Source organism: Streptomyces sp. Qhu_M48 (assembly GCF_051305195.1).
Classification (GTDB): domain Bacteria; phylum Actinomycetota; class Actinomycetes; order Streptomycetales; family Streptomycetaceae; genus Streptomyces.
Genome location: NZ_CP195432.1, coordinates 2,459,136 through 2,480,642, shown reverse-complemented (window position 1 = coordinate 2,480,642; position 21,507 = coordinate 2,459,136). Strand labels below are relative to the sequence as shown.

The following is a 21,507-nucleotide window of genomic DNA, read 5'->3' as shown; positions in this document are numbered from 1 at the left end:
GAGCTCACCAGGTGGGCGGGCTGGCGATCGCCCGGGCGAGGATGTCGTCGAGGACCCGGGCGGTGGTCTCGACGTCGTACGTGGAGTTGTCGATGATCGGCAGGCCGGAGCCGTACCAGCCGGCCATGCGTCCGTGGATGGCGGCGACCTCCTCGTCCGAGAGGCGCCGGTTGCCGCTGCGCTCGGCGTTCCGCTCCAGGACGACCTCCAGGCCGGGCAGGAGCACCACCGGCAGCAGGCCGGGGCCGACATGACGCTTCCAGCCGCCGAGGCCGACGACGGGCCGGTCGGGGAAGACGGCGTCGTCGACGATGCAGGAGATGCCGTTGGCGAGGAAGTTGCGCGCGGCGAAGCCGCAGGTGCGGCGGGCGAGCCGGTACTGCGCCTCGGAGTGCTCGTTCCACCCGGACTGCGGGTCGGCGAAACCGGAGCAGACCCACTCGCGGACGTCGTCGAGGCTGATGTGCGCGGTGGGCACCGCCCGGCGCTGGGCCCAGTGCCGGGCCACGGTCGTCTTCCCGGCGCCCGCCGGGCCGATGAGCAGGACGGCGAGGGTGGCCGCGCCGGTGCCGAGGCCGTGCTCCACCGGCGGCGCGAGCGGCGCGGCGACGGGCGGCAGCGGTACCTGGCCGGTGAGGTCGGCGCGCTGGGGAGCCACGCCGGGGTAAGGGGAGCCGCCCGGGTGCTGCGGCCCGCCGGAACGCTGCGGCGCGGCTCCGGGGGCGCCCCAGCCGGCCGCCCCGGGCCCCGCGGGGGGCGAGGCCTGCGGAGGAGCGGTACGCGGGGGCGGCGACGCCTGCGGCGGCCTGGGGCCGCCGGCCTGGACGGTCGGGTGCACACCGAGCCGGGGTCCGGGGGGCGGCCCCGGATACGGGGCGCCCGGCGGAGGCGGCGGAACGGGCGGACTCCCGCCCTGGACACCGCTTCCCGCACCGGGGACGGTCTCGGGTCCGGCACCGGGGACGGTCCCGGGCACCGGAACGGGTCCCTGACCGTGACCGGGAACAGGTCCCTGTCCGGGGCCGGGTCCCTGTCCCACTCCTGCGCCCTGTCCGGGGCCGGGACCCTGTCCGGGGCCGGGGCCCTGCCCGCCGCCGGGCCCCAGCCCCGGGCCGGGACCCTGGGCAGTGCTCCGGCCGGGCGCCTGGCCCGATCGCTCGGGCGGTGGCAGCGGACCCCCCACTGCGTGCTGCATCCGGTGCCACTCCGTCTCGTACGCTCGTACGCCTGATGTATCCGGTGCGCCGGAACGTTACCGTCCCCGGCCCCCACACGGGGAACGGCCGGGGACTTCCCCAGGTGCCCGGCCGGCCTGGCGTCCTGTCAGCCGGCCAGTTGCTCGGCGAGCGCCCGCAGGGCCAGCCGGTAGGAACCGATCCCGAACCCGGCGACCGTCCCGGTCGCCACGGCCGCGACGACCGAGGTGTGCCGGAACTCCTCCCGGGCGTAGGGGTTCGAGATGTGCACCTCGATCAGCGGGGCCGTCCGCTGGGCGGCCGCGTCCCGCATCCCGTACGAGTAGTGGGTGAACGCGCCCGGGTTGATGACCACGGGGACCGAGCGGTCGGCCGCCTCGTGGAGCCAGCGGATCATCTCGCCCTCGTCGTTGGTCTCCCGCACCTCGACGTCGAAGCCGAGCTCCGCGCCGAGGGTGCGGCAGGACTCGACGAGACCCTTGTAGGAGGTGGCGCCGTAGATGTCGGGCTCGCGGGAGCCGAGCCGGCCGAGGTTGGGGCCGTTGAGCACCAGAACCGGACGCGGCTCGCTCACGCCGACACCTCGCCGTACGCCGCGATCAGGACCGCCGGGTCGGGGCCCTCCAGGACGGTCGGCCTGCCGATGCCGTCGAGCACGATGAAGCGGAGCAGGTCGCCGCGGGACTTCTTGTCGACCCGCATGGTCTCCAGGAGCTTCGGCCACTGGTCGCCGCGGTAGGTGAGCGGCAGCCCGACGGACTCCAGGACGGCGCGGTGCCGGTCGGCGGTGGCGTCGTCGAGGCGCCCGGCCAGACGGCCGAGTTCGGCGGCGAAGACCATGCCGACGGAGACGGCGGCGCCGTGACGCCACTTGTACCGCTCGTTCTTCTCGATGGCGTGGGCGAGGGTGTGGCCGTAGTTGAGGATCTCCCGGCGGCCCGACTCCTTGAGGTCGCCGGAGACGACCTCCGCCTTGACCTTGATCGAGCGGACGAGCAGTTCGGCGGTGTGCGGACCGGCCGGGGTACGGGCGGCCTGCGGGTCCTCCTCGATGAGGTCGAGGATCACCGGGTCGACGATGAAGCCGGCCTTGATGATCTCCGCGAGACCGCTGACGTAGTCGTTGACCGGCAGCGAGTCGAGGGCGGCGAGGTCGCAGAGGACTCCGGCGGGCGGGTGGAAGGCGCCGACGAGGTTCTTGCCCTCCGCGGTGTTGATGCCCGTCTTGCCGCCGACGGCCGCGTCGACCATGGCCAGGACCGTGGTCGGCACCGCGATCCAGCGGACGCCCCGCAGCCAGGTCGCGGCCACGAAGCCGGCCAGGTCGGTGGTGGCGCCGCCACCGACGCCGACGATGACGTCGCTGCGCGTGAAGCCGGTCTGGCCGAGCGCCTTCCAGCAGTAGGCGGCGACCTCGACGGTCTTCGCCTCCTCGGCGTTCGGCACCTGGATGGCGACCGCCTCGTAGCCCTGGTCGGCGAGGTCGGCGCGGAGCACCTCACCCGTGTCGGCGAGCGCCTCCGGGTGGATCACCGCGACCCGCTTGGCCTGCTTGCCGATCAGGGCCGGGAGCTCGCCGAGCAGCTGCCGGCCGACCAGCACCTCGTACGGATCCGTGCCCGCGCTGCCCGCGACAGGGATGCGGGTGACTTCCTGGTCCGTCGTCATGCGTCCTTCTTCAGATCCAGTGCCGAGAGGACCGCGTCCGCGACCTCTTCGGGGGTGCGGTCGTCGGTCGTGACGACGGCCCGCGCGACTTCGGTGTAAAGGTGGCGGCGCGCCTCCATCAGCTCGCGCCACTGGCGGCGCGGGTTGACGGCGAGCAGCGGCCGCGCGGTGTTCAGGCCGACGCGCCGGACCGCCTCCTCGACGTCCATCGAGAGGTACGCGACGGGCAGCCCGGCGAGGCGGGCACGGGTGCCGGCGTCGAGGATCGCGCCGCCGCCGAGGGCGAGGACGCCCTCGTGTTCGGCGACGGCAGCGGCGACCGCGTCCCGTTCGAGGGCGCGGAAGTGCTCCTCGCCGTCCTCGACGAAGATGTCGGAGATCTCGCGTCCCTCGGCGGCGACGATGTCGGCGTCGGTGTCCCGGTAGGGCGCGCCGAGCCGTTCGGCCAGGAGCGCGCCCACCGTGGACTTGCCGGAGCCCATGGGGCCGACGAGGACGACCAGTGGCCCGGCGGTCACCGGATGGACAGGTTGTCGAGGTACGACCGCACGTTGCGGCGCGTCTCGGGGACGCTGTCGCCGCCGAACTTCTCGACGACGGCGTCCGCGAGGACGAGCGCGACCATGGCCTCGGCGACGATACCGGCGGCGGGGACGGCGCACACGTCGGAACGCTGGTGGTGGGCGGCCGCGGCCTCGCCGGTGGCGACGTCGATGGTGGCGAGGGCGCGCGGGACGGTCGCGATGGGCTTCATCGCGGCGCGGACGCGCAGCAGCTCGCCGGTGGTCAGGCCGCCCTCGGTGCCGCCGGAGCGGCCGGAGGTGCGCCTGATGCCGTCCTCGGTGCGGACGATCTCGTCGTGGGCCTTCGAACCGGGCACGCGGGCCAGGTCGAAGCCGTCGCCGACCTCGACGCCCTTGATGGCCTGGATGCCCATGAGGGCCGCGGCGAGCCGGGCGTCGAGACGCCGGTCCCAGTGGACGTGCGAACCGAGCCCGACGGGCACGCCGTAGGCCAGGACCTCGACGACTCCGCCGAGGGTGTCGCCGTCCTTGTGGGCCTGGTCGATCTCCGCGACCATCGCCTTCGACGCGTCGGCGTCGAGGCAGCGGACCGGGTCGGCGTCGAGCCTCTCGACGTCGGCGGGGGTCGGGTAGACGCCGTACGGCGCCTTGGCGGCGGCCAGCTCGACGACGTGCGACACGATCTCGATGCCCGCCGCCTCCTTGATGAAGGAGCGGGCGACGGCGCCGAGCGCGACACGGGCGGCGGTCTCCCGGGCGCTGGCGCGCTCCAGGATCGGCCGGGCCTCGTCGAAGCCGTACTTCTGCATGCCGGCGAGGTCGGCGTGGCCGGGCCGGGGCCGGGTCAGGGGGGCGTTGCGGCCCGTCTCCTTGAGCTCGGCGGGGTCGACCGGGTCGGCCGACATGACCTTCTCCCACTTGGGCCACTCGGTGTTGCCGACCATGACGGCGATCGGGGAGCCGAGGGAGAGTCCGTGGCGGACCCCGCCCAGGAAGGTGATCTCGTCCTGCTCGAACTTCATCCGGGCGCCACGCCCATAGCCGAGGCGTCGCCGCGCGAGGTGGTCCGCCACCAGCTCTGTGGTGACCGGGACGCCGGCGGGAAGACCCTCCAGCGTCGCGACCAGCGCGGGTCCGTGGGATTCCCCAGCGGTCAGCCAACGCAACCTGCTCAACGATGCTCCTCATGCTCGCGCCTGGGCACTGCGACGGCGCGGCCGGGTGCGCGGCCCTGGCCCGCCATCCCCGATCCTCCCACGTCCGGGGCGTCGGCTTGGTCGCCGGTCCAGCTATCGGACGCGCGTCCCGTCCTCCTGGACGGTCTCCCCGCCCTCCTGGACGGTCTCCTCGTCCTCCTGGAGGGTCCCCTCGTCCTTCGGGGCGTGGGCGGAACGCTTCCGCAGCCAGGAGACGAAGCCGTACACGACGGTCGATCCGAAGAGTCCCAGCACGGTGTACCGCGCCCACGCGGGCAGGTCGCTGAAGAACCCCACCCAGAGAAATCGCACCACGTCGAGAGCGGCGTCCCACTTGGACGCCAACACCAGTTCCCCGCTCATGTCCCCCGTACTCTCCCCTGCGGCGCCGGTCGGTCCCCGGCGCCGTTCGTTCCCTAGCGGGCGGCCAGCGCCCGCTCCCCCGCCGCGCGCATCGCGGCCAGCGGCGCCCTGGGGACGCCCGTCATCTGCTCGACCTGGAGCACGGCCTGGTGGACGAGGAGGTCGAGGCCGCCGACCACCTTTCCGCCGTGCTCGGACCAGGCCGCGGCGAGCGCCGTCGGCCAGGGGTCGTACAGGACGTCGAAAAGGGTCCCCACGGTGTCCGGTACGGCGCCCGCCAGGGCGTTCGTCGTACCGGCCGGGGTGGTCGCGACGACCAGCGGGGCGGTGAAGGCCTCCGCCGCGTCGTCCCAGGCCGCGGTACGGACGTCCACCCCGAGCCGCTCGCCCCAGCCCCGCATCTCCGCGGCGCGCGCCTCGCTCCGTACGTACGCGGTGACGGGCCCGGCGCAGATCCGGGCCAGCGCGGCGAGCGCGGAGGAGGCGGTGGCTCCGGCGCCGAGGATCGCCGCCGACTCCACCTTCTCGACACCCCGCTCGCGCAGGGCGGCGATCATGCCGGGGATGTCGGTGTTGTCGCCGACCCGTCGCCCGTCCTCGCGGAGGACGACGGTGTTCACCGCCTCGACGGAGGCGGCCGTGTCGCTGATCTCGTCGAGCAGCGGGATGATCGCCCGCTTGAGCGGCATGGTCAGCGAGAGCCCGGCCCAGGCGCCGTCCAGTTCGCCGACGAAGCCGGCCAGCCCGGCCTCGTCGACCTCGAAGCGGTCGTACGACCAGCCGTCGAGGCCGAGTGCGGCGTACGCGGCCCGGTGCAGGACCGGGGAGAGCGAGTGGGCGATCGGCGATCCCAGCACCGCCGCGCGGCGTGGTGACGCCATCAGTTCTTCCTCGACTCGTTGAACTGGTCGACGAGCTTCTGGTGCTCGGCGTTCGTCTTCGTGAACTTGGAGGTCTTGCCGTCGAGCGAGATGAAGTAGTACCACCCGTCGTTCGTCGGGTTGAGCGCTCCCTGGAGCGCCTCCAGTCCGGGGTTGCCGATCGGACCGGGCGGCAGGCCCTTGACGAAGTACGTGTTGTACGGGCTGTTGTACTTCCGGACCTCCGCGAGCGAGAGGTCCAGCTTGCTCTGGTTCTTGATGTAGTTGTACGTCGAGTCGAACTCGAGCCCGCCGAAGGTCTGCGGGTTCGACGGCTTGAGCCGGTTGTAGACGACCTCTCCCATCTTGCGGAAGTCGTCGTGCGACGTGCCCTCCGCCTGGACGAGACTGGCGATCGTGACGATCTCCCAGGGGCTTTCGACCCCGAGCTCCTGCGCCTTGGCCTCCAGGTCGAGCTTGGCGTACTCCTGGTTCGCGCGGCCGACCATCTTGCGGAGCGCGTCCTCGGGCTTGCTGCCCTTGGCCACCGGGTAGCTCGCCGGGAAGAGGAAGCCCTCCAGCGGGTCCTTCACGTTCTTGTGGTTCACCGCCCATTCCGGGAGACCGAGCTCGCCGGCCCTGGTCCTGGCGATGTCCTTCGTCGTACCGGCTTCGAGGCCGAGCTTCCTGTCGATCTGCTCGTAGACCCAGACGTTGCGCCGGCCCTCGGGGATGACGAAGTTGCTCTGGCTCGCCGGGTCGAGCATCAGCGTGACCGCGCTCTCCGCCGACATCTCCTTCTTGAGCGTGTAGACGCCCGCCTGGATGGAGTTGCCCTTCGGGTTCTGCAGCTGCGCCGAGACGAAGGCGTCGACGCTCTTGACGACGCCCGCCTTCTTCAGGATGTTGCCGATCTCGTTGCCGTACGCGCCCTTGGGGATCTCGATCTGGACGTCCCCGCTGCCGCTGCCCGCGTAGTCCTCGGCCGCGCCGAACTGGCCCTGCCAGAACTGGTAGCCGAAGTACCCGATGCCGCCGACGCCGCCGACCAGGACGAGCGCGACGACCAGGCAGGCCGCGCCGTTCTTGCCCTTGCGTTTCTTCGCCTTGCTCCGGCGTTCGCGATCGCCGCCGCGGGAGCCCCGGCCGCCGCGCCCGGGCTCTTCCTCGTACCCGTCGTCCGGCTCGTCGTCGCCGGTGAAGAAGGGGTGCTTCTCCTCCTCCGGATCGGGACGCGCCTCTTCCTCCGGTTCCCAGTCGACGACCGGCTCCGGCGGGTTCTGGCGTCGGCCGGGAGGCTGGGGGGGAGGGTAGGCCTCGGGGGTGCCGTAGAGGTCCGGGTTCTGACCGCCGTACGGATCGGCCGGGGTCGTGCCGTACGGCATGGCCGCCTGGCCCGTCTCCCAGTGACCGTCGTACTGCTGTCCGAGGTTCCCGGGCGTGTCGTAACCGCCCGGGTACCCCGTCCCGTACTGCTGCTGTTCGTACGACTGCTGGTAGTGCTGAGGCTGGTGCTGCGCCTGCTGCTGAGGCTGCTGCTGGTGCTGGTGCTGGTGCTGCGACTGCTGCTGGTACTGCTGCGGGTCGACATACCCCTGCGGCTGCTGCTGGTACTGCTGCTGAGCATGCTGCTGCTGGTACGGGTCGGCCTCGTACTCCTGGCCGCCCTGGCCGTACGAGTCCTCGTAGCCGTGACCGCCCTGGCCGTACTGGTTCGGCTGCTGCGGATGCGGGTACTGCTGCTGGCCCTCCCACCCCTGGTCCCCGTAGAGCGGGTCCCCGGGGTGCCACGGTTCGGAGCCGGGGCTCCGGCCATACTCAGTCATCGATCCCCAAAACAGCCGCGAGGCTTCCGGACGATCCGCCTCTACGTAGTGCGGTAGCTGTTCGAACACCGCCGCATCGCGCGGAACGTTACCGTATCGCGATCAGATGACCACTTCGACGCCCTCACCGGGCGGATTACCTGATACCCGTTCGGACTCAAGAGCGTTCTGAAGGATGATCACAGCGGCGGCCTGGTCGATGACGGACCGCCCCTTCTTCGCCTTCACCCCGGAGGCCCGCAGCCCCTGGGTCGCGGTGACCGTGGTCATCCGCTCGTCGACCAGCCGGACCGGCACCGGGGCGATGCCCTTGGCCATCTCCCCGGCGAAGGCACGGACCTTCGTCGCGGCCGGTCCCTCCCGCCCGCTGAGCGAGCGGGGCAGACCCACGACGACCTCGATCGGCTCGTACTCCTCGACGATCTGGCGGAGCCGCCGGTGGGCGGCCCGGACGTCACGCCCCGGCACGGTCTCCACCGGCGTCGCGAGGACCCCGTCGGGGTCGCACGAGGCGACCCCGATCCGGGCGTCCCCGACATCCACCGCGATACGGCGGCCGCGGCGCATCGTCACGCGGTCTCCACCACGAGGCGCTCGACGGCGGCGATGGCCTCGCCGACGGCCTCCGGGTTCTGGCCGCCGCCCTGGGCGACGTCCGGCTTGCCGCCGCCACCGCCACCGAGGGTCTTGGCGGCGGTGCGGACCAGCTCGCCGGCCTTGAGACCGCGCTCGCGGGCGGCCTCGTTGGTGGCGATGACGGTCAGCGGCTTGCCGTTGGCCGTGGTGAAGAGGGCGACGACGGCCGGGCGGCCGCCCGAGATGCGCCCGCGCACGTCGAGGACGAGCCTGCGCAGGTCGTCGGCGCCGGTGCCGTCCGGGACCTGACCGGTCACCAGGGCGACGCCGCGGATGTCCTGGGCGGAGTCGACGAGACCGGCGGCGGCCTGGAGGACCTTCTCCGCGCGGAACTTCTCGATCTCCTTCTCGGCGTCCTTCAGCTTGCCGAGCATGGAGGAGATCTTCTCCGGCAGCTCCTCCGGGCGGCCCTTGACCAGCTCCTGGAGCTGGGCGACGACCGTGTGCTCCTTGGCGAGGAAGTTGTACGCGTCGACGCCGACGAGGGCCTCGATACGGCGCACGCCGGAGCCGATGGAGGACTCGCCGAGCAGCTTCACCAGGCCCAGCTGGGCGGTGTTGTGGACGTGCGTACCGCCGCACAGCTCCTTGGAGAAGTCGCCGATGGTGACGACGCGGACCTTCTCGCCGTACTTCTCGCCGAACTCGGCGATGGCGCCCTGCCGCTTGGCCTCGTCGATCGGCATGACCTCGGCGTGCACCTCCAGCTCGCGCGAGAGGACCTCGTTGATCTTCTGCTCGACGTCGGTGAGGACCGCGCCGGGGACGGCGTTCGGCGAACCGAAGTCGAAGCGGAAACGGCCGGGCTGGTTCTCGGAACCGGCCTGGGCGGCCGTCGGGCCGAGGGCGTCGCGCAGCGCCTGGTGGGTGAGGTGGGTGGCCGAGTGGGCGCGGGCGATGGCCCGGCGGCGGCGCACGTCGATGGTGGCGTAGGCGGTGGCGCCCACGGTCACCTCGCCGACCTGCACGGAACCCTTGTGCACGGAGACCCCCGGGACCGGCTGCTGGACGTCACGGATCTCGATGACCGCGCCGCTGTGCAGCTTGATCCGGCCCTGGTCGGCGATCTGACCGCCGCCCTCGGCGTAGAAGGGGGTGCGGTCGAGGACGACCTCGACCTCGTCGCCCTCGGAGGCGGCCGGCGAGGAGACGCCGTTGACGAGGAGACCGACGACCGTGCTCTCGCCCTCGGTGTTGGTGTAGCCGGTGAACTCGGTGGCGCCGTTGCTGTCGGCGATCTCCCGGTACGAGGTCATGTCGGCGTGGCCGGTCTTCTTCGCCTTGGCGTCGGCCTTGGCGCGGTCCCGCTGCTCCTTCATCAGGCGGCGGAAGCCGTCCTCGTCCACGGAGAGGCCCTGCTCGGAGGCCATCTCCAGGGTGAGGTCGATCGGGAAGCCCCAGGTGTCGTGGAGCAGGAACGCCTTGTCGCCGGAGAGGATCGTGCCGCCGGAGGCCTTGGTCTCGGTGACGGCGGTGTCGAGGATGTTGGTGCCGCCCTTGAGGGCCTTCAGGAAGGCGGCCTCTTCGGCGAGGGCGACGGTCTCGATCCGCTTGCGGTCGGTGACCAGCTCCGGGTACTGCTCGCCCATCGTGTCGATCACGGTGTCGACGAGCTCCTGGACGACCGGACCGGTGGCGCCGAGCAGGCGCATGTTGCGGACGGCGCGGCGCATGATGCGGCGCAGGACGTAGCCGCGGCCCTCGTTGCCGGGGGTGACACCGTCGCCGATGAGCATCACGGAGGTACGCATGTGGTCGGCGACCACGCGCAGCGAGACGTCGCTGTCGTGGGCCTTGCCGTAGGCGACGCCGGTGAGCTCGGTGGCCTTGTCGATGACGACCTGGAGGGTGTCCGTCTCGTACATGTTCTGGACGCCCTGGAGGATCATCGCCAGGCGCTCCAGGCCGAGGCCCGTGTCGATGTTCTTCGACGGGAGCTCGCCGAGGATCGGGAAGTCGTCCTTGCCCGTGCCCTCACCGCGCTCGTACTGCATGAAGACCAGGTTCCAGATCTCCACGTACCGCTCGTCGTTGACGGCCGGGCCGCCCTCGGCGCCGAACTCGGGGCCGCGGTCGTAGTTGATCTCGGAGCAGGGGCCGCAGGGTCCGGGGACGCCCATCGACCAGTAGTTGTCCTTCTTGCCGAGGCGCTGGATCCGCTCGGCGGGGACGCCGATGACGTCGCGCCAGATCTGCTCGGCCTCGTCGTCCTCCTGGTAGACGGTGATCCAGAGCTTCTCCGGCTCCAGCCCGTAGCCGCCGTGCTCGACCGAGGAGGTCAGCAGCTCCCAGGCGAGCTTGATGGCGCCTTCCTTGAAGTAGTCGCCGAAGGAGAAGTTGCCGCACATCTGGAAGAACGTGCCGTGGCGGGTGGTCTTGCCGACCTCTTCGATGTCCGGCGTACGGACACACTTCTGCACGCTGGAGGCGCGCGAGAAGGGCGGCTTGACCTCGCCCAGGAAGTAGGGCTTGAAGGGCACCATGCCGGCGGGGACGAGCAGCAGAGTCGGGTCGTCCGCGATGAGCGACGCCGAAGGGACGACGGTGTGCCCGCGCTCCTCGAAGAAGCTCAGCCAGCGGCGGCGGATTTCAGCCGACTCCATCAGTGGTCCTCATTCCGGTTGTACGAGATCGTGGGAATCGAATGCGTGGTCGGATACGGGGTGGTGCCGAGCGCGGTCCTGCGGCGCGGCTCCGGAAGCTCGTGGCCCGGGTCGGGTGCGTCCAGGCCGAGCGCCTCCTCCAGTTCGGCCTCCCGCCGGACCATGCCCACCCTCACGTCGAGGGCGAAGTCCTTGAGGCGGTGGCCCGCGTCGATCGCCTTGTTCGCGGCCTGGGCCGCGAGGCTCTCGGGGGTCAGCTGCTTCAGCTTCCGGTTGACCTTGGCGGTGGCCCACACGCCGGCGGCTGCGCCGGCCGTGAACCAGAACGTACGGCGGAACATCGCGGTCAGCCCTTCTGCTTCCGGCGTCGCGAGGACGGCACGGTTCGGCCGACGACCACGGTACGGCGCGAGGTGGCCCGCGGCGTGTCCTCGCCGTCCCCGCCCCGGCCGAGCGCCTTGCGCACCCCGTAGCCGAAGGCGGCGACCTTGACGAGCGGGCCGCCGAAGGTGGAGGCGACCGTGGAGGAGAGCGCGGAGGCGTTGGAGGTGACCTCCTGGACGTCCGAGGCGATGGCGTCGACCCGGTCGAGCTGGGTCTGCGCCGAGCGGACGGTCGCGGACGCGTCGGCGAGCAGGGGAACGGCCTGCTCGGTCACGTCCGCCACCATCCTGGTGGTCGCCCTGAGCGTCTGGGCCAGCCTCACCAGCACCACGGCGAGGAAGGAGACCAGGATCGCCCAGAAGACGGCCACCAGGATCCCGGCAACCTCTCCACCGGTCACGCTGCACCGCTCTCTGCTGTCGTCGGATCTGTCGAAAGTCGTCCCCCGACCCTATCGCGCCCGGGCTCTCCCCCCGTACCGCATTACCGCCCGTGGGACGGGAGTTACGGGAACCGATTGTACGGAGAGCGCGGGGGTGAGTACGCTCCGTGTCCCATGCGACGGAGCAATCTCCCGGCGGAGCTGAACCGGTTCGTCGGACGGGTCGCCGAGCAGGCCGCGCTGACGGCGCTCCTCGACGCGTCCCGCCTGGTCACGGTGGTGGGCGTGGGCGGGGTCGGCAAGACCCGGCTGGCGCTGCGGGCCGCCGCGGCGGTGCAGAAACGCTACGGCGACGGGGTCCGGCTCGTCGAACTCGCGCCGCTGCGCGACGCCCACCTGATCGAGTACGCCCTGGGCGAGGCGCTCGGCCTGACCGACCACACCCCGAGGACCCCGCGCGAGGCGCTCCTGGAGCACCTCGCGGAGCGGCGCACGCTGCTGGTCGTCGACGGTTTCGAGCACCTGGTCGAGGAGTGCGCGCCGCTGGTGCTGGAGCTCCTGGAGCGCGCGCCCGGGCTGACCGTCCTGGCGGCCGGCCGGCGGCCGCTGCGGGTGGCGGGCGAGGCCGTGTTCCGGCTGGCGCCGCTGGGCGAGGCGGACGCGATGACCCTCCTCGCGGAACGGGCGGCGGAGGCGGGCGCCCCGGCCCCTCCGGCCGGGGAGGACGCCGTGCGGGAGCTGTGCCGGCGGCTCGACGGGATTCCGCTCGCCCTCGAACTGGCGGCCGGCCGGCTCCCGCTTCTCTCCGTCCGGCAGATGCTGTGCCGCCTCGACGACCGCTTCCGGCTCCTCGCCGACGGCGCGCGCGGGGCGCTCCCCCGGCATCGGACGCTGCGCACCGCCATCGGCTGGAGCCACGAGCTGTGCACCCCGGAGGAGCGGCTCCTCTGGGCGCGGCTCTCCGTCTTCCCCGGGCCCTTCGACCTGGAGGCGGTGGAGTACGTGTGCGGGGGACCGGAACTGCCCTCGGAGCGGGTCCTGGATCTGCTCGGCGGGCTGCTCGCCCAGTCGCTGCTCACCCGGGAGGACACCCCCGTGGGCCCCGCGTACCGGATGCTCGACACGGTCGCCGCGTACGGGGCCGAGTGGCTGGCGGCGCTCGACGACACCGAGCGGATGCGGCGGCGACACCGCGACTGGTACATGGGCCTGGCCACCTGGTGCGAGCTGGAGTGGTTCAGCCCGCGCCAGGCGGAGGTGGCGGCCCTGACGGAGGTGGCGCTGCCGCATCTGCGGGCCGCCCTCGATCTCTGTCTGGAGGCCCCGGAGGACGCCCATCTCGCCCAGCACCTGGCGGGCACGCTCTGGTTCGCGTGGGTGGGCTGCGGGCGTCTGTCCGAGGGCCGGCACTGGCTGGACCGGTCGCTCGCCCTGGAGTCGGGGCACGAGGAGGCGCGGCTGAAGGCGCTGTGGGTGCTCGGTTACGTGGCTGTCCTCCAGGGGGACGGTACGGCGGCGGTGGCGGCGCTGCACGAGTGCGGGGAGCGGGCCAGGTCCTCGCACAACGCGCTGGCGGAGGCGTACGCGACGCACCGGATGGGCTGTCTCGCGCTGCTCACGGACGACATGCCGAGGGCCGAGGAGCTGATCGGGCGGGCGCTCGACGCCTACCGCGAGCTCGGCGAGCTGAACAGCAACGTGCTGATGGGACAGATCGAGGTGGCCCTGGCGCGGGCCTTCCGGGGTGATCTGGAGGGGGCGGTCGCCCTCTGCCGGGAGGTGCGGGAGATCTGCGAGGAGCGGGGCGAGCTGTGGGCCCGGGCGTACGCCCTCTACGTCCTGGCGTACTCGGCGTGGACCCGGGGCGCGTACGCGGAGGCTCGGGAGCTGCTCACCGAGTGCGTGTCCATCAACCACACCTTCCGCGACCTGGTCGGCCTCGTCCTGGCGGTCGAGCTGCTGGCCCTGGTGACGGTCAGCGAGGGTCACGCGGCGGAGGCGGCGGTCCTCCAGGGGGCGGCGGTGCCGGTGTGGGAGACGGTGGGGGTCCGGCTCTTCGGCTCGGAGGCGTTCGACGCGCCGAGGACGCTGTGCGCGCAGCGGGCGGAGGAGGCGCTGGGGGCGGCGGCGTACGGCGCCGCGTTCCGGGAGGGCCTGGCGCTGTCGGCGGCGGAGGTCGTGGAGCGGGCGCTCGCGGCCCGTCGGAATCCGGCCGTCGGCGGCCCGGCCGCGGCGTCCGCCCCGCGCCCCTTCCGCAGGGCCGGGTCGACGGCGCTCCCGGGAACGCGGAAGCCCGCCGGCTCCCCCACCGGAAAGGGCGGGGAAGCGGCGGGCTGAACACCGCGGGGGTGGTACTTCGCCGGAGCTGGGATCAGCGGGCGTAGTACTCGACGACCAGCTGCTCGTCGCAGATGACCGGGATTTCCTTGCGGTTCGGGTCGCGGTCGAGGCGGAAGGCCAGGGCCTTCAGGTTGACCTGCAGGTAGCGCGGGGTCTCACCGTCGGCGGCGAAGCCACCCTCACGGGCGACCTCGAACAGCGGCTTGGTGCGGCTGCGCTCGCGGACCATCACGACGTCGTCGGGACGGACGCGGAACGACGGCTTGTCGACCTTGCCGCCGTTGACCTGGATGTGGCCGTGGACGACCATCTGACGGGCCTGGTAGATGGTGCGGGCGATGCCCGAACGCAGGACCAGGGCGTCGAGGCGACGCTCGAGCTCGACGACCAGCGCCTCGCCCGTCTTGCCCTCGGCCTTCTTGGCACGGTCGTAGGCGCGGGCCATCTGGCGCTCGCTGATGTCGTACTGGGCGCGCAGGCGCTGCTTCTCGAGCAGACGGACCTTGTAGTCCGAGTTCTGCTTGCGGCCACGGCCGTGCTCGCCCGGCGGGTAGGGGCGGGCCTCGAAGTACTTGACAGCCTTCGGGGTCAGCGCGATACCGAGCGCACGCGACTTCTTGACCTTGGGACGCGACTGGTTAGGCACGTTCTCCAGACCTCCGTTGTAGGTTAGGTTAGGCTCACCTTACTCAAGGAGATCGCATGTCTCGCCCGGGGAACACCACACGCATCACGGACGGCAACACAAAGAACGACGCCCAATCCACGGATGAAGTCCTGGATGGCATCGATACGACGGAGGTCCGATCAGCTCATGGTCAGCCGCGTCCCAGCGGGCTTGAAATTGCGCGGATGCCGTCAGCAGCCGAGCGCACACGAACTCTCGTACAGAGTACATGCTCCGGAGTGCTGCTGATTCCGGGGGGCGAGGGCCACCGGCCCGAGCTGCTCGCGCCCGAGGCGCGGGCGGTCGGGCCCGAGGGCGAGATCTTCCTGCTCTACCCGGCCGAGGCACCACCCGTACGGGCCGCCACGCACGCCCGGGACGACGAGCTGCCGGTCGTCCTCGAACTCACCGACGTCGCCCCCGTCTCCGTCCCCCACCGTATCCGCGGCCGCGCCTGGATCACCGGCTGGCTCACCTCACTGCCCGGTGTGGCCGGTCCGGGACGGACGATGCTGCGCCTGGAGGTGGGCGAGGCCCGCGTGGACGACCTCTGGGGCACCGGCGAGATCGGCACCGAGGAGTTCGCCGCCGCCTCCCCCGACCCGCTGCACACTCACGAGACGGAACTCCTCCAGCACCTGCACACGGCCCACGGGGACCGGCTGCGCGAGCTGACCGCCCTGCTCGGCGCGCGCTCGGCCTCGCTCGTCCCCCGCCGCGACGTCGCCCCGCTCGCCCTCGACCGCTTCGGTCTGCGGGTCCGCTTCAGCTCCGGCCCCGGGGACTGCTTCGACGCCCGCTTCGACTTCCCCGAGCCGGTGCGGGAGATCTCCGGACTCCGCCGCGAGATGCACCGGCTCTTCGAGGCCGCCCGCGCCTGAGGCCTCGGCGCGTCCGGTCACCGGCAGGCGGCGAGCAGCTCCTCCAGCGCCTTCCTCTCCGGCGGCGAGACCGCGAGCCCGTACTTCGCCTTGATCCCGGTCCAGCGCCGGCCGTACTCGCACCAGTACGCCGCCCGCGGCGGCCGCCACCTGTCCGGGGTCCTGCTGCTCTTCTCGTGGTTCGTCGCCTTCTCCGTGGCGAGCAGCACGTCCAGGTCGTTGGCGTACGCCAGCCGCCGCTCCGGCGTCCACGCCCAGGCACCCGCACGCCAGGCCGCGCCGAGGGCGACGACGTGATCGGTCTGGATCCGGGAGGCCCTGCGGTACGAGTAGGGCAACTCCTCGCCGGTGTACGGGTCGCGCAGCACGCCGGACAGGACCACGCACGGGTTCCCGTCACCGAGCCGCACGTCGTCGAGGTCCCGGCGCAGCACGTCGTCCCGGGTGTCACAGCCGTTGCGCCCACCGGGGGCGTCGGTCTCGTCGGACCAGCCGTCCCCGAACTCCGACCGCTCGTACGTCTGCCAGTTCACGCCCCAGGCCACCGTGAGGGCCGCGAGCCGCGTCCGCGCCTCGGCGGGGGTGGGCGGGAAGCCGGGGGTGACGAGGGGAAGGGCGGACGCGGCGGTGGGCGCGGACTCCTTCACCGGACCGGGTGCGCACGCGACGACGGTCAACGCCAGGAGGAGCATTCCCGCTCTACGGATCATGGGGCGAGGCCAGGTGTCCGGGACGCGGCTCCGGACCACGGGCACCGCGCGGGTAGGCCGTGCCCACCCCGTTCCGCCCTGCTGATCGGGCCCACAGCCGGCCGGCGCCTACTCGCCGCCCTTCAGGCGGGCTCTCACCCGCTCCACCACGTCCGCGTACCTCGCCTCCGCGCCGTAGCGCGTCGGCTCGTAGTAGTGGCGGCCGTGGATCGTGTCCGGCGCGTACTGCTGGGCCGCGATGCCGCCCGGTACGTCGTGCGGGTAGACGTAGCCCTGGGCGTGGCCCAGCTTGGCCGCGCCCTTGTAGTGGCCGTCCCGCAGATGCGCGGGGACCGAGCCCGCGAGGCCGTTGCGGACGTCCGCCAGGGCGGCGCCGATCGCCGTCGTCGCCGCGTTCGACTTCGGGGCAAGGGCCAGGGCGATGGTCGCGTGGCTCAGGGTGAGCGCCGCCTCGGGGAAGCCGATCATCGCGACGGCCTGGGCTGCCGCGACCGCGATCGGCAGCGCGTTCGGGTCGGCGAGTCCGATGTCCTCGCTCGCGGAGATCATCAGCCGGCGGGCGATGAACCGCGGGTCCTCCCCCGCCTCGATCATCCGCGCCAGGTAGTGCAGGGCCGCGTCCACGTCGGAGCCGCGGATCGACTTGATGAGCGCGCTGGCCACGTCGTAGTGCTGGTCGCCGTCGCGGTCGTACTTCACGGCCGCGCGGTCGACGGTCTCCTCGACCGTCTGGAGCGTGATCTCCGGCTCCCCCTTGGCGATCGCGGCGCCCGCGGCCGCCTCCAGGGCGGTCAGCGCGCGCCGGGCGTCGCCGCCCGCGACACGGAGCAGATGGGACTCGGCGTCCTCCGGCAGGGTCACGGCCCCGCCGAGGCCGCGCTCGCCGGTGAGGGCCCGCGCCATCAGCCCCCGCAGGTCCTCGTCGGTGAGCGGTTCCAGGGTGAGGAGCAGCGAGCGGGAGAGGAGCGGGGAGATGATCGAGAAGTAGGGATTCTCGGTGGTGGCGGCGATCAGCGTCACCCAGCGGTTCTCCACGGCGGGCAGCAGCGAGTCCTGCTGGGCCTTGGAGAAGCGGTGGATCTCGTCGAGGAAGAGGACGGTCTCCTTGCCGTAGCCGCCGACCGCGCGCCGGGCTCCGTCGATGACGGCCCGGACCTCCTTGACGCCCGCGGTGATCGCCGACAGCTCCACGAACCGCTTGTTGGTCGCCTTGGAGACGACGTACGCGAGGGTGGTCTTCCCGATGCCGGGCGGGCCCCAGAGGATCACCGAGGAGGCACCGGCGGGGCCGCCGTCGCCGTCGCCCACGAGCCGGCGCAGCGGCGATCCGGGCTTGAGCAGGTGCTGCTGGCCCACCACCTCGTCGAGGGTGCGCGGGCGCATCCGGACGGCCAGCGGGCTGCTGGCGGGGTCCTTCTCCTGGCGGTCTTCGGCTGCTGCGGTAAAGAGGTCGGGCTCCACAGTCATGAAGCCTAGGTCACCGCACCGACAACGCCGTCCGGGCCGGTCAGCTCGTCCAGAAGTCCCACCAGCGGGTCAGGATCAGCATGCCGATGATCCCGATGTGCAGGACGGGGAGGATCCAGGTGAACTCGTCGAAGAAGGTCCTGAGGCCGCGGGGGGCGGGGATGACGCCGTGGCGGACGTTGTGCGAGGTCACGTACCAGAACATGACGATGGTGGCGACCCAGGCCAGGCAGCACCACAGGCAGAGCGAGTTGATCTCGTACAGCGACTGGTACATGAGCCAGGTGCAGAACCCGACGCCGAAGAGGGTGCCGGCGTTGAGGCCGAGCCAGTACCAGCGGCGGTAGCGGGCGCCGGCGAGCAGGGCCACACCGATGGCGATCACCATGGCGTACGTGACGAGGCCGAGCATCGGGTTCGGGAAGCCGAAGACCGAGGCCTGCTCGCTCTTCATGATGTTGCCGCAGGACACGATCGGGTTGAGGCTGCACCCCGGGACGAAGTCGGGGTCCTCCAGGAGCTTGAACTTGTCGATCGTGATGACCCAGGCGGCGAGCACCCCGGCCGCTCCGGTGATCACGAGGAGCCAGGCGAAGGCCCTGCTCGCCCCGATCGTGCCGTCCTCGTGCCGGCCGGACGCGGCCTCGTCCACCGCTGCCTTCGTCATGTCGCCTTTTCCCTCGCTCGCGGGCCTTGTGGGCACGGTCATTCTGCCGTACGGGGGACCCGGCCCACCGTTCGGCGGGGATAAGTGAGGGGGGCGTAAGAACGAAGCGGAGGGGCCGGGTCCACGCGCGCGCGTGGACCGGGCCCCTCCGTCCGTGCGGTCCGTCAGGCCAGCTTGGCCCGCACCGCCTCCAGCAGGGCGTCCAGGGCGACCGACCGCTGCTCGCCGGACTCCATGTCCTTGAGCTGGACGACACCCTCGGCGAGGTCGCGCTCACCGGCGACGACGGCGAGGCGGGCGCCCGAGCGGTTGGCGTCCTTCATCGAACCCTTGAGGCCCTTGCCGCCGAAGGAGAAGTCCGCGGCGATGCCCTCCCTGCGCAGCTCGGTGACCTTGCCGAAGAGGATCCGGCGGGCCTCCTCGCCGATGGCGACGGCGAAGACGCTGGTGGCGGCCGGGATGTCCAGCTCGACGCCCTCCGCCTCCAGGGCAAGGACCGTGCGGTCCACACCGAGCGCCCAGCCCACGGACGGCAGCGCGGGGCCGCCGATCATCTCGGAGAGGCCGTCGTAGCGGCCGCCGCCGCCGACCGCCGACTGCGAGCCGAGACCGTCGTGGACGAACTCGAAGGTGGTACGGGTGTAGTAGTCGAGGCCGCGCACCAGCTTGGCGTCGTCCTCGAAGACGACACCCGCCGCGGTGATCAGGGCGCGCACCTCCTCGTGGTACGCCTTGCACGCGTCGCAGAGGTAGTCACGCAGGAGCGGGGCGCCGACCAGCTGCTTCTGCACGGCCTCGCGCTTGTCGTCGAGGACCCGCAGCGGGTTGATCTCGGCGCGGCGCAGGGTCTCCTCATCGAGGTCGAGCCCGCGCAGGAAGGTCTGCAGGGCCTCCCGGTAGACGGGACGGCACTCCTTGTCGCCCAGCGAGTTCAGCAGGATGCGGAAGTTCCGCAGGCCGAGCGAGCGGTAGGCCTCGTCGGCCAGGATGATCAGCTCGGCGTCGAGCGCCGGGTCCTCGGAACCGATCGCCTCGGCGCCGACCTGCGAGAAGTGCCTGTAGCGGCCCTTCTGCGGACGCTCGTACCGGTAGTACGAGCCGGAGTACCAGAGCTTGACCGGCAGGTTGCCCTGCTTGTGGAGGTTGGCCTCCAGGGCGGCCCGGAGCACGGAGGCGGTGCCCTCGGGACGCAGGGCGAGCTTGTCGCCGCCCTTGGTCTCGAAGGCGTACATCTCCTTGGACACGATGTCGGTGGACTCGCCGACACCGCGGGCGAAGAGGTTCACGTCCTCGAAGCCGGGGGTCTCGACGTAGCCGTACCCGGACCGGCGCAGCGGCGCCGAGATGGCCTCGCGGACCGCGAGGTACGTCGCCGAGTTCGCCGGGATCAGGTCGTACGTGCCCTTGGGGGCCTTGAAGGTGCTCACGTGAATCGTCACATTCCTCGTCGGGGAGCCTTCGTGCTCCCGAGGCCGGCGGCCACGTCCCGCAGATACGGGTTGGTGGCGCGTTCCTGGCCGATGGTCGTCTGGGGACCGTGTCCCGACAGCACCACGGTCGAGTTGTCGAGCGGCAGGCACACGCGGGCCAGCGACGCGAGCATCTCGTCCATGTCACCGCCGGGAAGGTCGGTGCGTCCGACGGAGCCGGCGAAGAGCAGGTCCCCGGAGAAGAACACGGAGGGGATCTCCGCGGTCTCCGGCATCCTGAAGGTCACCGACCCCTTGGTATGACCGGGCGCGTGGGCGACGGAGAACTCCAGACCGGCGAGGTCGAGCGCCGCGCCGTCGGTGAGCTCGCGCACGTCGTCGGGCTCCCCCACGGTCAGCTCGCCCATGAGGGGCATCCCGATGGAGCGGCCGAGGGCCTTCTCCGGGTCGCTCATCATGTAGCGGTCGGACGGGTGGATCCACGCGGGGACGTCATGGGCGCCGCACACCGGGACGACGGAGGCGACGTGGTCGATGTGTCCATGGGTGAGGACGACGGCGACGGGCTTGAGCCGATGCTTCCTGAGCGTCTCCTCGACTCCCTGGGCGGCCTGGTGGCCCGGGTCGATGATCACGCACTCCTCGCCTGCGGCGGGGGCGACCAGATAGCAGTTGGTCCCCCAGGCCCCGGCGGGGAACCCGGCAATCAGCACGTTCGTCCTTAGTTGTCGTCCGGCACTGGGCACGGAATTCACGGGAATCGCGGGATTCAGCAGATCAGAGCCTACCGGCGGTGCCGGTTCCACAGCCAACCCGTATACGGTACGGGCACATCCGGCCAGGACAGGAACAGACGAGCGACGGGAGCGGTACCGGTGGTCACCAGCGATCAGCGGCGGCGGCAGCTTGCCAGGGAGAAGTACGCGCGGCAGCAGCAGCGGCGGGAGGAGAACCGGCGCAAGGCGAAGCGCCGCAACACCGTCGTCGCGGCCGCGCTCGCGGTGGTGCTGGCGGCGGGCGGCGCGGTGTACGCGTCCGTGGCGCTGACCGGCGACGACTCCTCGAAGGGGTCGGACACCGCGGCGGGCTCCGACAAGCCGACGAGCGAGGCGCCCACCACGCCGGCGCCCACGCCGAGCAAGCAGGCGGGCCCGGAGCCGAAGCTGGCCGTGGACCCGAAGGCCACGTACGCCATGGCCCTGCGGACCAACGAGGGCGATGTCACGATCACCATGGACGCGGCGAAGACCCCGCGCACGGTGAACTCCTTCAAGCACCTCGCCGACAAGAAGTACTTCGACGGGACGAAGTGCCACCGGCTCACCACGCAGGGCATCTTCGTGCTCCAGTGCGGTGACCCCAAGGGCGACGGCACCGGCGACCCGGGGTACACCATCCCGGACGAGAACCTGGGCGCGCTCGGCAAGGCGGGCGCGGACGGCACGGTGACCTTCCCGGCCGGCACGGTGGCGATGGCCAACACCGGTCAGCCGGGCACCGGCGGCTCGCAGTTCTTCCTCGTCTACAAGGACACCAAGCTCCCGCCGAGCTACACCCCGTTCGGGAAGATCGACGCGGCGGGCCTCGCGGCGATCGAGAAGGTGGCGGCGGCCGGTGTCGAGGGCGGCGCCACCGACGGTGCCCCGAAGAAGGCCGTCACCATCGAGAAGGCGACCGTCGCGAAGAGGTGAGCCGGGCGTCCGCACG

General features: G+C 71.9%; 21 protein-coding genes. 3 read left to right on the top strand and 18 right to left on the bottom strand.

Annotated features, from left to right (window positions below):
- Positions 1 to 4: 4 nt before the first annotated feature.
- From ACRRSS_RS11560 to ACRRSS_RS11505, 12 genes are all read right to left on the bottom strand, one after another.
- Complete coding sequence (locus ACRRSS_RS11560) at positions 5 to 838, bottom strand: AAA family ATPase (protein WP_435971119.1); 834 nt, start codon at positions 836 to 838, stop codon at positions 5 to 7.
- A 485-nt stretch (positions 839 to 1,323) separates the two neighbouring features.
- Positions 1,324 to 1,770: a type II 3-dehydroquinate dehydratase gene (aroQ, locus tag ACRRSS_RS11555; RefSeq protein ID WP_435971118.1), complete on the bottom strand. Its 447-nt coding sequence runs from the start codon at positions 1,768 to 1,770 to the stop codon at positions 1,324 to 1,326.
- A complete protein-coding gene (gene aroB, locus ACRRSS_RS11550) occupies positions 1,767 to 2,864 on the bottom strand; it encodes a 3-dehydroquinate synthase (protein ID WP_435971117.1) in 1,098 nt (365 codons plus the stop codon). Before aroB ends, aroQ begins: the two co-directional genes overlap by 4 nt.
- Positions 2,861 to 3,382, bottom strand: a complete 522-nt coding sequence (locus ACRRSS_RS11545) for a shikimate kinase (RefSeq protein WP_435971116.1) — start codon at positions 3,380 to 3,382, stop codon at positions 2,861 to 2,863. Before ACRRSS_RS11545 ends, aroB begins: the two co-directional genes overlap by 4 nt.
- Positions 3,379 to 4,563 (bottom strand): chorismate synthase, encoded by a 1,185-nt coding sequence (aroC, locus tag ACRRSS_RS11540; RefSeq protein WP_435971115.1) that lies wholly within the window; start codon positions 4,561 to 4,563, stop codon positions 3,379 to 3,381. Before aroC ends, ACRRSS_RS11545 begins: the two co-directional genes overlap by 4 nt.
- A gap of 114 nt (positions 4,564 to 4,677) precedes the next feature.
- Positions 4,678 to 4,947, bottom strand: coding sequence for a hypothetical protein (locus tag ACRRSS_RS11535; RefSeq protein WP_435971114.1), 270 nt, complete (start codon positions 4,945 to 4,947; stop codon positions 4,678 to 4,680).
- Positions 4,948 to 5,000: 53 nt separating this feature from the next.
- The gene (locus ACRRSS_RS11530; protein WP_435971113.1) at positions 5,001 to 5,828 is read right to left on the bottom strand and encodes a shikimate dehydrogenase; all 828 of its coding nucleotides are present in this window, start codon (positions 5,826 to 5,828) and stop codon (positions 5,001 to 5,003) included.
- On the bottom strand, positions 5,828 to 7,633 hold the full coding sequence (gene mltG / locus ACRRSS_RS11525) for an endolytic transglycosylase MltG (RefSeq protein WP_435971112.1): 1,806 nt from the start codon (positions 7,631 to 7,633) through the stop codon (positions 5,828 to 5,830). The genes ACRRSS_RS11530 and mltG overlap by 1 nt, the downstream gene beginning before the upstream one ends.
- Before the next feature lie 102 nt (positions 7,634 to 7,735).
- Positions 7,736 to 8,200, bottom strand: coding sequence for a Holliday junction resolvase RuvX (gene ruvX, locus ACRRSS_RS11520; RefSeq protein WP_398006708.1), 465 nt, complete (start codon positions 8,198 to 8,200; stop codon positions 7,736 to 7,738).
- Positions 8,201 to 8,202: 2 nt separating this feature from the next.
- The gene (alaS, locus tag ACRRSS_RS11515) at positions 8,203 to 10,872 is read right to left on the bottom strand and encodes an alanine--tRNA ligase (RefSeq protein ID WP_435971111.1); all 2,670 of its coding nucleotides are present in this window, start codon (positions 10,870 to 10,872) and stop codon (positions 8,203 to 8,205) included.
- The gene (locus ACRRSS_RS11510) at positions 10,872 to 11,213 is read right to left on the bottom strand and encodes a DUF6167 family protein (RefSeq protein ID WP_435971110.1); all 342 of its coding nucleotides are present in this window, start codon (positions 11,211 to 11,213) and stop codon (positions 10,872 to 10,874) included. Before ACRRSS_RS11510 ends, alaS begins: the two co-directional genes overlap by 1 nt.
- Positions 11,214 to 11,218: 5 nt before the next feature.
- Positions 11,219 to 11,656: a DUF948 domain-containing protein gene (locus ACRRSS_RS11505; protein ID WP_435971109.1), complete on the bottom strand. Its 438-nt coding sequence runs from the start codon at positions 11,654 to 11,656 to the stop codon at positions 11,219 to 11,221.
- 156 nt (positions 11,657 to 11,812) lie between these two features.
- On the opposite strand from ACRRSS_RS11505, the gene ACRRSS_RS11500 reads away from it, so the two are divergent.
- Positions 11,813 to 13,975 (top strand): ATP-binding protein, encoded by a 2,163-nt coding sequence (locus ACRRSS_RS11500; RefSeq protein WP_435971108.1) that lies wholly within the window; start codon positions 11,813 to 11,815, stop codon positions 13,973 to 13,975.
- A 34-nt stretch (positions 13,976 to 14,009) separates the two neighbouring features.
- On the opposite strand, the gene rpsD is transcribed toward ACRRSS_RS11500, so the two are convergent.
- Entirely contained in the window at positions 14,010 to 14,624 is a 615-nt protein-coding gene (gene rpsD, locus ACRRSS_RS11495) for a 30S ribosomal protein S4 (protein ID WP_024758279.1), read from the bottom strand.
- 206 nt (positions 14,625 to 14,830) lie between these two features.
- Here rpsD and ACRRSS_RS11490 point away from each other — a divergent pair, with 206 nt between their 5' ends.
- Positions 14,831 to 15,526 carry a DUF2470 domain-containing protein gene (locus ACRRSS_RS11490; protein ID WP_435971107.1) on the top strand — a complete coding sequence of 232 codons (696 nt, stop codon included), beginning with the start codon at positions 14,831 to 14,833 and terminating at the stop codon, positions 15,524 to 15,526.
- A gap of 17 nt (positions 15,527 to 15,543) precedes the next feature.
- Here the strand turns inward: ACRRSS_RS11490 and ACRRSS_RS11485 are convergent, their stop codons facing one another.
- The 5 genes from ACRRSS_RS11485 to ACRRSS_RS11465 form a co-directional block, all read right to left on the bottom strand.
- On the bottom strand, positions 15,544 to 16,236 hold the full coding sequence (locus ACRRSS_RS11485; protein WP_435971106.1) for a GmrSD restriction endonuclease domain-containing protein: 693 nt from the start codon (positions 16,234 to 16,236) through the stop codon (positions 15,544 to 15,546).
- A gap of 108 nt (positions 16,237 to 16,344) precedes the next feature.
- Positions 16,345 to 17,697 (bottom strand): replication-associated recombination protein A, encoded by a 1,353-nt coding sequence (locus ACRRSS_RS11480; protein WP_435975302.1) that lies wholly within the window; start codon positions 17,695 to 17,697, stop codon positions 16,345 to 16,347.
- A gap of 46 nt (positions 17,698 to 17,743) precedes the next feature.
- Positions 17,744 to 18,370, bottom strand: coding sequence for a vitamin K epoxide reductase family protein (locus tag ACRRSS_RS11475; protein WP_435971105.1), 627 nt, complete (start codon positions 18,368 to 18,370; stop codon positions 17,744 to 17,746).
- A gap of 164 nt (positions 18,371 to 18,534) precedes the next feature.
- Entirely contained in the window at positions 18,535 to 19,797 is a 1,263-nt protein-coding gene (gene hisS, locus ACRRSS_RS11470) for a histidine--tRNA ligase (RefSeq protein ID WP_435971104.1), read from the bottom strand.
- A gap of 8 nt (positions 19,798 to 19,805) precedes the next feature.
- Complete coding sequence (locus ACRRSS_RS11465) at positions 19,806 to 20,513, bottom strand: MBL fold metallo-hydrolase (protein WP_435971103.1); 708 nt, start codon at positions 20,511 to 20,513, stop codon at positions 19,806 to 19,808.
- 162 nt (positions 20,514 to 20,675) lie between these two features.
- Here ACRRSS_RS11465 and ACRRSS_RS11460 point away from each other — a divergent pair, with 162 nt between their 5' ends.
- Positions 20,676 to 21,491 carry a peptidylprolyl isomerase gene (locus tag ACRRSS_RS11460; RefSeq protein ID WP_435971102.1) on the top strand — a complete coding sequence of 272 codons (816 nt, stop codon included), beginning with the start codon at positions 20,676 to 20,678 and terminating at the stop codon, positions 21,489 to 21,491.
- Positions 21,492 to 21,507: the final 16 nt, after the last annotated feature.

Coding starts and splice junctions, on each gene's coding strand:
- aroB (WP_435971117.1), bottom strand. CDS start 2,864: ATGACGACGGACCAGGAAGTCACCCGCATCCCTGTCGCGGGCAGCGCG.
- ACRRSS_RS11535 (WP_435971114.1), bottom strand. CDS start 4,947: ATGAGCGGGGAACTGGTGTTGGCGTCCAAGTGGGACGCCGCTCTCGAC.
- ACRRSS_RS11530 (WP_435971113.1), bottom strand. CDS start 5,828: ATGGCGTCACCACGCCGCGCGGCGGTGCTGGGATCGCCGATCGCCCAC.
- mltG (WP_435971112.1), bottom strand. CDS start 7,633: ATGACTGAGTATGGCCGGAGCCCCGGCTCCGAACCGTGGCACCCCGGG.
- ruvX (WP_398006708.1), bottom strand. CDS start 8,200: ATGCGCCGCGGCCGCCGTATCGCGGTGGATGTCGGGGACGCCCGGATC.
- alaS (WP_435971111.1), bottom strand. CDS start 10,872: ATGGAGTCGGCTGAAATCCGCCGCCGCTGGCTGAGCTTCTTCGAGGAG.
- ACRRSS_RS11510 (WP_435971110.1), bottom strand. CDS start 11,213: ATGTTCCGCCGTACGTTCTGGTTCACGGCCGGCGCAGCCGCCGGCGTG.
- ACRRSS_RS11500 (WP_435971108.1), top strand. CDS start 11,813: ATGCGACGGAGCAATCTCCCGGCGGAGCTGAACCGGTTCGTCGGACGG.
- ACRRSS_RS11490 (WP_435971107.1), top strand. CDS start 14,831: ATGCCGTCAGCAGCCGAGCGCACACGAACTCTCGTACAGAGTACATGC.
- ACRRSS_RS11485 (WP_435971106.1), bottom strand. CDS start 16,236: ATGATCCGTAGAGCGGGAATGCTCCTCCTGGCGTTGACCGTCGTCGCG.
- ACRRSS_RS11475 (WP_435971105.1), bottom strand. CDS start 18,370: ATGACGAAGGCAGCGGTGGACGAGGCCGCGTCCGGCCGGCACGAGGAC.